At 46.0% G+C, this 8854-nt stretch carries 6 protein-coding genes; all 6 read left to right on the top strand.

Annotation, left to right across the window (positions count from 1 at the left end):
• Positions 1-283 precede the first annotated feature (283 nt).
• The 6 genes from miaB (at position 284) to INF29_RS13255 (ending at position 8761) form a co-directional block, all read left to right on the top strand.
• Positions 284-1696 (top strand): tRNA (N6-isopentenyl adenosine(37)-C2)-methylthiotransferase MiaB, encoded by a 1413-nt coding sequence (miaB, locus tag INF29_RS13280; RefSeq protein ID WP_408626518.1) that lies wholly within the window; start codon positions 284-286, stop codon positions 1694-1696.
• A gap of 11 nt (positions 1697-1707) precedes the next feature.
• The gene (locus INF29_RS13275; protein ID WP_072848581.1) at positions 1708-2112 is read left to right on the top strand and encodes a YlbF family regulator; all 405 of its coding nucleotides are present in this window, start codon (positions 1708-1710) and stop codon (positions 2110-2112) included.
• A 100-nt stretch (positions 2113-2212) separates the two neighbouring features.
• Positions 2213-4834, top strand: a complete 2622-nt coding sequence (gene mutS / locus INF29_RS13270) for a DNA mismatch repair protein MutS (protein WP_072848579.1) — start codon at positions 2213-2215, stop codon at positions 4832-4834.
• Between the two features lie 18 nt (positions 4835-4852).
• Complete coding sequence (mutL, locus tag INF29_RS13265; RefSeq protein ID WP_193487156.1) at positions 4853-6841, top strand: DNA mismatch repair endonuclease MutL; 1989 nt, start codon at positions 4853-4855, stop codon at positions 6839-6841.
• Between the two features lie 9 nt (positions 6842-6850).
• The gene (gene miaA, locus INF29_RS13260) at positions 6851-7813 is read left to right on the top strand and encodes a tRNA (adenosine(37)-N6)-dimethylallyltransferase MiaA (RefSeq protein ID WP_272872663.1); all 963 of its coding nucleotides are present in this window, start codon (positions 6851-6853) and stop codon (positions 7811-7813) included.
• Positions 7814-7816: 3 nt separating this feature from the next.
• Positions 7817-8761 (top strand): putative ABC transporter permease, encoded by a 945-nt coding sequence (locus INF29_RS13255; protein ID WP_193487152.1) that lies wholly within the window; start codon positions 7817-7819, stop codon positions 8759-8761.
• Positions 8762-8854 lie beyond the last annotated feature (93 nt).

The following is an 8854-nucleotide window of genomic DNA, read 5'->3' as shown; positions in this document are numbered from 1 at the left end:
GCTCCAAGTCTATAACCGTAGGGACTATAATCTGTTCCCTATGAGACCTCTGGGTTGGAAATCCCCACAGACTGTCCTGAAGGAATTTATTAAGGAGGGTGTAACATATGTTTGACAAACCCACAAAAAAGTATTTCCTGTTTTCAAGGAGAGACTTTTTTTTGTTTTCATTTTATGTTATATTATTCTATGAATGCTTTCTAATTAGAATTAAGGCGGTGGAGAATTGGAATCAAGTAGAAATGATCAAGATACGGCATTAAGATATAAAGGTCCATATCAAATTACTAATACAGAAATTAACGAAAGAGAGCGAATACAAGAGAATATACAGTATGTTCGAGAACTTGTAAGACAAAAGAGCGAAAAATTAGGAAGACCACTTTTTGCGAAAGTTGTAACCCTTGGGTGTCAGATGAACGCCCATGACTCGGAAAAACTGGAAGGTATGCTGGATGAAATGGGTTATGAACGTACCCAGGAAGAAACAGAAGCGGATTTCATCATCTACAATACCTGTTGTGTCCGTGAAAATGCGGAACTGAAGGTATACGGCAAACTGGGATGGCTGAAACATTACAAAAAAGAAAATCCCGATGCGGTGGTAGCACTTTGCGGCTGTATGATGCAGCAGGATACGGTGTTGGAAACCATCCGTCAGAAATACCGCCACGTGGATTTGGTTTTCGGCACTTTCAATCTGTATAAGCTGCCGGAACTGATGAAAACCAGAGAAGAAAGCGGCTGCACCGTTTTCGATATCTGGCAGGAAAATCAGGAAGTGGTGGAAGACCTGCCCAGCATCAGACATTTCCCTTACAAGGCAAGTGTCAACATTATGTTCGGGTGCAACAATTTCTGCTCTTACTGCATTGTGCCCTATGTACGCGGCAGAGAGCGCAGCAGAACACCCGAAGACATTCTGGCAGAAGTACGCAAACTTGCGGCAGATGGCGTCAAAGAAGTCATGCTGCTGGGTCAGAATGTAAACTCTTATGGTAAAAATCTGGAAAATCCAGTTTCCTTCGCAGAACTGCTGCGTATGGTAAATGAGGTGGAAGGCATTGAACGTATTCGTTTTATGACTTCTCATCCCAAAGATATGTCCGATGAACTGATTCTGGCAATGAAGGAATGTGATAAGGTTTGCAAAAACCTGCATCTGCCTTTCCAGTCCGGCAGTACGGAAATCCTCAAGAAAATGAACCGTCATTACACCAAGGAAGGGTATCTGGAACTGGTGCGGAAAGTACGGGAAGCAATGCCGGAAATCACACTGAGTACCGATATCATCGTTGGTTTCCCTGGTGAAACAGAAGAAGATTTTCAGGAAACACTGGATGTCATCCGCAAAGCACGTTACTGCACTGCTTTTACATTCATTTATTCCAAACGGACAGGCACTCCTGCGGCGAAGATGGAAAATCAGGTGCCGGAAGATGTGGTGAAAGACCGTTTCGACCGTATGTTACAGGTGTTGAACCCCATCGTTCACGAAGTAACAGAGGAACAGGTTGGCAAAGTCCTGCCTGTATTGGTGGAAGAAGTCAGCAAGCATGATGAAAACATTCTGACAGGCAGAACCGAACAGAATACACTGGTGCATTTTTCAGGCAGCAAAGACCTTATCGGTCAGATGGTGCCTGTGAAGATTATAGAAAATAAAACATTTTATGTAATTGGAGAAAGGATTTAAGGTGAAATAACATGGCAAGCGTATTTGAATTAGCAAGAACATTGGGCGAAGAACTGCAGAAAACTCCTCAGGTAGAAGCACTTCTGGCTGCAAAAATAGCTTATGAACAAGACCCTGAAATTTCCAAAGCAGTCGCAGAATATACACAGATGCATGACGAATTCCAGGCGAAAATGCAGGCTGGCGGCATCGCTCCCGAAGAACAGAAAAAATTCGCTGAAGAAATGAAAGCGCGCGGCGAAATCATTAAAAACAATAAACTGGCAGCAGATCTGTATACAGCAGAAATGAACTTCAACAACTTCATGAACTCTGTATTCAACATCATCACAGCAACACTGGCTGGCGAAGATCCTGAACAGAGTGGTGGCTGCAGTCCCAGTGCCTGCGCATCCTGTGGCGGTGGCTGCCACTAATGGTGCAGTAAGTAAAAAAGATTGTGTGACAGTACCCGAACTCCTGCAAAACAGGGGTTCGGGTTTGCTTGTAAAATAGCATAGGAAAGGAGGAAGATGGATGGCGAAAATAACACCCATGATGGAGCAGTACTTTGCGATCAAAGAACAGTATAAGCATTGTCTGCTTTTTTTCCGCTTGGGCGATTTTTATGAGATGTTTTTTGAAGATGCCGTCATCGCCTCAAAAGAACTGGAAATTACATTGACGGGAAAAGACTGGGGGCAGGAGGAGCGCGCGCCTATGTGCGGCGTACCTTTCCACAGCGCCGATGGATACATTGCCCGTCTTGTGGAAAAGGGCTACCACGTAGCCATTTGTGAACAGGTGGAAGACCCCAAACAGGCAAAAGGCATTGTAAAACGGGAAGTCATCCGCGTCATTACCCCCGGTACTGTGTTAGACCATACAGTGCTGGATGAAAGCAAGAACAATTACATCATGTCTATTTTTGGCGGGAAAAACGGCTATGGCTTAAGTGTTTGCGACGTTTCTACAGGGGAATTCCAGACAACAGAATTCCCGACTATTTTGGCAGCTTCTCGTATTCTGGATGAAGTGGCGCGTTTTTCTCCGGCGGAAGTGGTGTGCAACGAAGCTTTTTTGGAACACCCTGTGGCAAAAGACCTGAAAGAGCGTTTCCGCATTGCTTTCAGTGATGTGGATAACCGCATGTTTGCCTACGCGACAGCCAAAGATACGCTGGAACATCATTTCCATGTATCTTCTCTGGATGGTTTTGGGCTGGCGAAAAAAGAAATTGCTGTTTCCGCGGCAGGGGGGCTGCTGTGGTACTTGCTGGAAACCCAGAAAAATGATCTGGAGCATATTTCTGTACTGAAATATTACACCATTGGCGATTTTATGCCATTGGATGTTGCCAGCCGGAGAAATCTGGAATTGACAGAAACCATGCGGGAGAAAAATAAGAAAGGCTCTCTGCTGAGCGTGCTGGATGAAACCAAAACAGCCATGGGCGCCAGAACTCTGAGAAAATGGGTGGAACAGCCTTTGCTTTCCGCAGCGGAAATCTGCAAACGTCTGGATGCCGTGGAAGAATTGAAAAACGATTTGTTCCTGCGGGAAGAAATCAAGGATATTCTCCGTACCATGTTCGACTTTGAACGTATTATGGGACGTGTGGTATATCAGACAGCCAATGCCAGAGAGTTGTCCATGCTGAAAAATTCCATTGAAAATCTGCCTTTATTGAAACGGACACTGGGCAGATGCAAAAGCGGATATTTGCAGGAAATCTATGAAAAACTGGACCCTCTGGAAAACATCCATGACCTGATTGATCAGGCAATTGTGGAAGACCCTCCTTTTTCTGTAAGAGAAGGCGGCATGATCAAGCCCGGGTATTCCGATGAACTGGATACCTATACCAAAGCCAAAACCGAAGGCAAGGCTTGGATTGAACAAATGGAAGAAGAAGAACGGGAAAAAACAGGCATCAAAAACCTGAAAATCCGTTTCAATAAAGTTTTTGGCTATTATCTGGAAGTGACAAAGTCCAATCTGGAAGATGTGCCGGAAAACTATATCCGTAAACAGACCCTTGCCAACTGTGAGCGTTTCATTACACCGGAACTGAACGATCTGGCGGAACTGATTCTGGGTTCCGAAGAAAAAATTGTGGATTTGGAATACCAGCTCTTTACGGAAATCCGTAACGCCGTTGCGGCGGAAGTGGAACGGATTCAGCTTTGCGCCCACATCATTTCTGTCATTGACGCTTTGCAGTCCTTGGCAGAAGTTGCGGAAAAACAGAATTACACCAAACCTGTGGTGGATGAAGGCGACATTATTGATATCAAAGAAGGTCGTCATCCCGTGGTGGAAAAAGCCATGGCAGGACAGTTTATTTCCAATGATACTTATCTGGACAGCGGCGATACCCGTTTGGCAATCATCACTGGTCCCAATATGGCAGGGAAATCTACGTATATGCGGCAGACAGCCCTCATTGTGCTTATGGCGCAGATTGGCAGTTTTGTGCCTGCGTCTTCTGCCCATATCGGTGTTGTTGATCGTATTTTCACCCGTGTAGGGGCTTCTGACGACCTGAGTGCCGGACAGAGTACCTTTATGGTGGAAATGACGGAAGTGGCAAACATCCTGCACCATGCCACACCCAAAAGTCTGCTGATTCTGGATGAAATCGGCAGAGGCACCAGCACATTCGATGGTTTGAGTATTGCATGGGCAGTGCTGGAATATATTGCGGATACAAAACATGTGGGAGCGAAAACCCTCTTTGCCACACATTATCACGAATTGACAGAGCTGGAAGGCAAACTGGCAGGGGTGAAAAACTACTGCATTGCCGTACAGGAACAGGGAGAGGATATCATCTTCCTGCGTAAAATCCAGCGAGGCGGCGCGGACCATAGCTATGGCGTGCAGGTTGCCCGTCTGGCAGGATTGCCGCCGAAAGTTATCAAACGCAGTAACCAGATTTTGAAACAGCTCAACGCGGCAGATATTACGAAAAAAGCGAAAAAAATCGCGGTGGAATCCCAGGAACAGCAGGAAGAAACCGTGCAGCAGGTAAATATGTTCAACATGGGCGAAATGCAGCTGACAGAGGAACTGAAACAGCTGGATGTTATGGCAATGACGCCCATTGAAGCCCTGCAAAAACTCTTTGACCTTCAGAAAAAGGCAAAGGGCATGTGATAGAAAGGAGGACTGTATTTGCAAAAGATACAACTTCTTGATCAGAAAACAATCAATAAAATCGCGGCAGGGGAAGTGGTAGAATCCCCCAAGTCCGTAGTCAAAGAACTGACGGAAAACGCCATGGACGCCGGCGCAAGCACCGTGACGGTGGAAATTAAGGAAGGCGGCATTTCGTATATTCGTGTGACAGATAACGGCTGCGGCATTCCTAAGGAACAGGTAAAAGAAGCCTTCCTCCGCCATGCCACCAGCAAATTGTCCCAGATTGAGGATTTGGAACACCTCTATACCATGGGGTTCCGTGGGGAAGCATTGGCATCCATTGCCGCTGTTTCTCAGGTGGAAATGACTACCCGCACCAAAGACGAGGAAACAGGCACCCGTATTGAAATCAGCGCCGGAGAGGTGAAATCTTTTCAGGATGTGGCATGCACCGAAGGGACAACAGTCATTGTCCGCAATCTCTTTTATAATGTGCCTGCAAGACGAAAATTTCTGAAAAAACCGGCAACGGAAAGCGGCTATGTTTCTGACCTCATGAACAAACTGGCATTGGGGCATCCGGAACTATCTTTCCGTTATATCAATAACGGCTCTACTATGCTTCACACAGCAGGAAATGGTGACGCAAAAGCTTCCGTATTTTATGTTTACGGCAAAGAAGCGGCAACTTCCATGATGGAAATTTCCTTTGAAAGAGGAGATTACCGGTTGTCTGGGCTTATCGGAAAACCAGAATTGTCCAGAGGCAATCGCAATTATGAAAATTTGTTCATCAACGGTCGTTTCATCAAAAACCGCATTGTTTCCTCTGCCGTGGAGGATGCTTATAAAACCAGAATTATGATCGGGAAATTCCCTGTTTATGTGCTGAATCTGGAAGTGGACGCGGCACAGGTGGATGTGAATGTTCATCCGGCAAAACTGGAAGTACGGTTCAAAAATGATGATGAGGTCTATGACTTTTTCTATGACGCCATTTCTTCTGCTTTTCAGGATCAGGTGCTGATTCCCAGAAGCAGTTGGGAAAAGAAACCGGCGGCAGAACCGAAACCAAAGGTGGAACAGCAGAGCCTTGTGGATATGATTCTTCAGCGGAAAGCGGAATTGCCGGAAATGCCTGCGGAAGAAGAACAGGTTGAGCCGGAAAAAACTATTGTTACAGAAAAATCTGGTATCACAGAGAAACCGATAGTAGAAAAAACATATCATACACCACTTACAGACCTGCCAAAGGCAGGAAGCGGTCCCAGTGTAGACCAGCTTTTGAAGCGGAAACAGCCAGAGAGGTCTGTAGTACGGGAAGATGTGGCTTCCTATACAGCAGAAACACCTGTGATTCCTGCAGATTTTGCGGTGGATGGCATTTCCGAAGAAAAGCCTGTGGAAAAAGTGGAGACACCTCTACAAAAACAGGCGTTTTTCCATAATTATAAAATCATTGGGCAGATTTTCCGCACATACTGGATGGTGGAACAGGGAGATTGTGTGTACCTCATCGACCAGCATGCAGCCCATGAGCGGATACTCTATGAAAATCTCATGAACCAGTTCCGTCAGGAGTCTGTCATTTCTCAGCGTCTGGTAAGCCCTGTGATGCTGCGGCTGACACCTATGGAAACACAGATTTTGAAAGACAATCGGGAATTGTTGGAACGCTTCGGTTTTGGCTTTGAAGTTTTCGGCAATGATACTTTTGGGCTGAACGCCGTTCCTGTACTGCTGAAAGAGCCCAGCGGCGTAGGATTTTTTACGGAAATACTGGATGCCATCAGTGATGGAACCGTTTCCAATGTATATGACACAAAAATTTTAGCGGTGGCAACCATGGCATGCAAAGCGGCGGTGAAAGGTCATGACCGTTTGAGCATCCAAGAGGCAGAATCTCTCATTTCTCAGCTGTTGAAGCTGGAAAACCCCTTTACCTGTCCCCATGGACGCCCGACCATCATTGAGCTGACCCGCTATGAACTGGAAAAGAAATTCAAACGCATACAGAATTGAGGGATGTCCATGAAAAAACCGCTTATTATCATTGGCGGGCCTACGGCCTGCGGCAAAACAGCCATGTCCATTCTGCTGGCAAAGAAAATCGGTGGTGAGATCATTTCTGCCGATTCCATGCAGGTTTATCGTTATATGGATATTGGCACAGCGAAAGTGACGAAAGAAGAAGCAGACGGCGTACCCCATTACCTCATTGATGAATTTGATCCCGATGAGGAATATAATGTCATGATCTTCCAGCAGAAAGCCAAGGCTTATATGGAAGAAATCTGGGCAAAAGGAAAAATTCCCATTGTGGTAGGGGGCACCGGCTTTTATATCAACGCATTGCTCTACGACAATGCTTTTACAGAAACAGATGGAGACGACAGTTTCCGTCAGGCATGCTACAAACAGGCGGAAACAGAAGGACCGGAAGTGCTTTTTCAGAAACTTTTGGAAATTGACCCGGAATACGCTGCAACGACCCACGCGAATAATGTGAAGCGTGTGACTCGTGCGCTGGAATATCACCATATGACAGGGCAGAAATTTTCTGACCACAACGCCGAACAGAAACAGAAAGAATCCCCCTATGCGGCGGCAGTCATCATACTGACCATGGAACGCCAGAAGCTCTATGAACGCATCGAACAGCGTGTAGACCTGATGATGGAAGCGGGTCTGCTGGATGAAGTGAAGGGGCTTCTGGACAAAGGCTATGATGGCAGTCTGGTTTCTATGCAGGGACTTGGTTATAAAGAATTCCTGCCGTACTTTGCCGGAGAGATTTCTCTGGAGGATGCGGTAACCGAACTGAAAACAGGCACAAGACGCTTTGCCAAACGTCAGCTGACCTGGTTCCGCAGACAAATCGACGGTCTGTGGATTGATTTTTCCCTGACAGACAAAGAAACGGCTCTTGCAGATATGGTGGATTATGTGAAACAGTGCGGCATTTCCTTGCCGGAAGAAAGTGGGGAGGCGTAAAATATGTGGACATCGGAGCTTTTTGGGTTTACCTTTTTTCAGCTCTTTTACTATTTTATGCTTTACAGCTTTCTGGGCTGGGCAATGGAATCGGCTTTCGTTTCCATTACCACAAAAGAATGGGTGAACCGCGGCTTTATCAATGGACCGCTTTGCCCCATTTATGGTACAGGGGCATTGCTCATTCTGGTTTTGCTCTCACCTGTGCAGGAAAATCTGCTGCTTTTGTTTTGCGGCGGTTTTCTGGTGGCAACGGTGGTAGAATACGCCGTTGCGGTATTGCTGGAAAAACTCTTTCACGCTTCGTGGTGGGATTACAGCAAGAAAAAGTTTAATATCAAAGGACGCGTCTGCCTGGAACGCTCTGTGGAGTGGGGGCTTTTGACCGTATTTGTCATGCGTCTCATCCAGCCGGCAGTTGCGGATTTTGTGGCAAAGATTCCTCTTGTGCTGGGGGAATGTGTGGGCACAGTGCTGATGATCTATCTTTTTGCAGATGCAGGCGTTACCGTACAGCAGATTCTGCATTTGAACGAAAAACTGGCTCATTTGAGCGAAGCAAGAGAAGAACTCCGTGCCAAACTGGAAAGCACAAAATTGTATACTGCTCGTCAGGAACTGGCGGAATATTTTGAAAATCATCCAACAGCAGAATTCCTGCGGGAATGGAAAGCCCGTATGGACGAAACTTTTGGAGATATCGAACAGATGCAGCTGGAAGAAAGACTGCGTGGGGAATATATTTTCAATGAAATTCGGGAACGTCTGGAATACAAAGCCCGTGCACTGGAACAGGAAACAATGGTACAGCGCCGTTTGATGAAGGCTTTCCCGGGACTGCGTTCCAAACGCTTTGACAAGGAACTGCAGGAAATGCGTGCACAGATGGAAGCACGCAAAAGAAAAAGAAAACAACAGCCTGCAAATAAAAAGTCAAGGCTAAATTAAAAGAACATTGAAAATTTTATACAGGTTGAAAATTGGGTATCAAAATAAGACCACCACACCAGTGCTGGTCTGAAAATTGTAGTGGATAATTAG

It is taken from the genome of Anaerotignum lactatifermentans (assembly GCF_014982935.1).
In the GTDB taxonomy this organism is placed as follows: domain Bacteria; phylum Bacillota; class Clostridia; order Lachnospirales; family Anaerotignaceae; genus Anaerotignum; species Anaerotignum lactatifermentans.
Note: the sequence above shows the minus strand (reverse complement) of the source record. Positions and strands in the feature narration are given on the sequence as shown.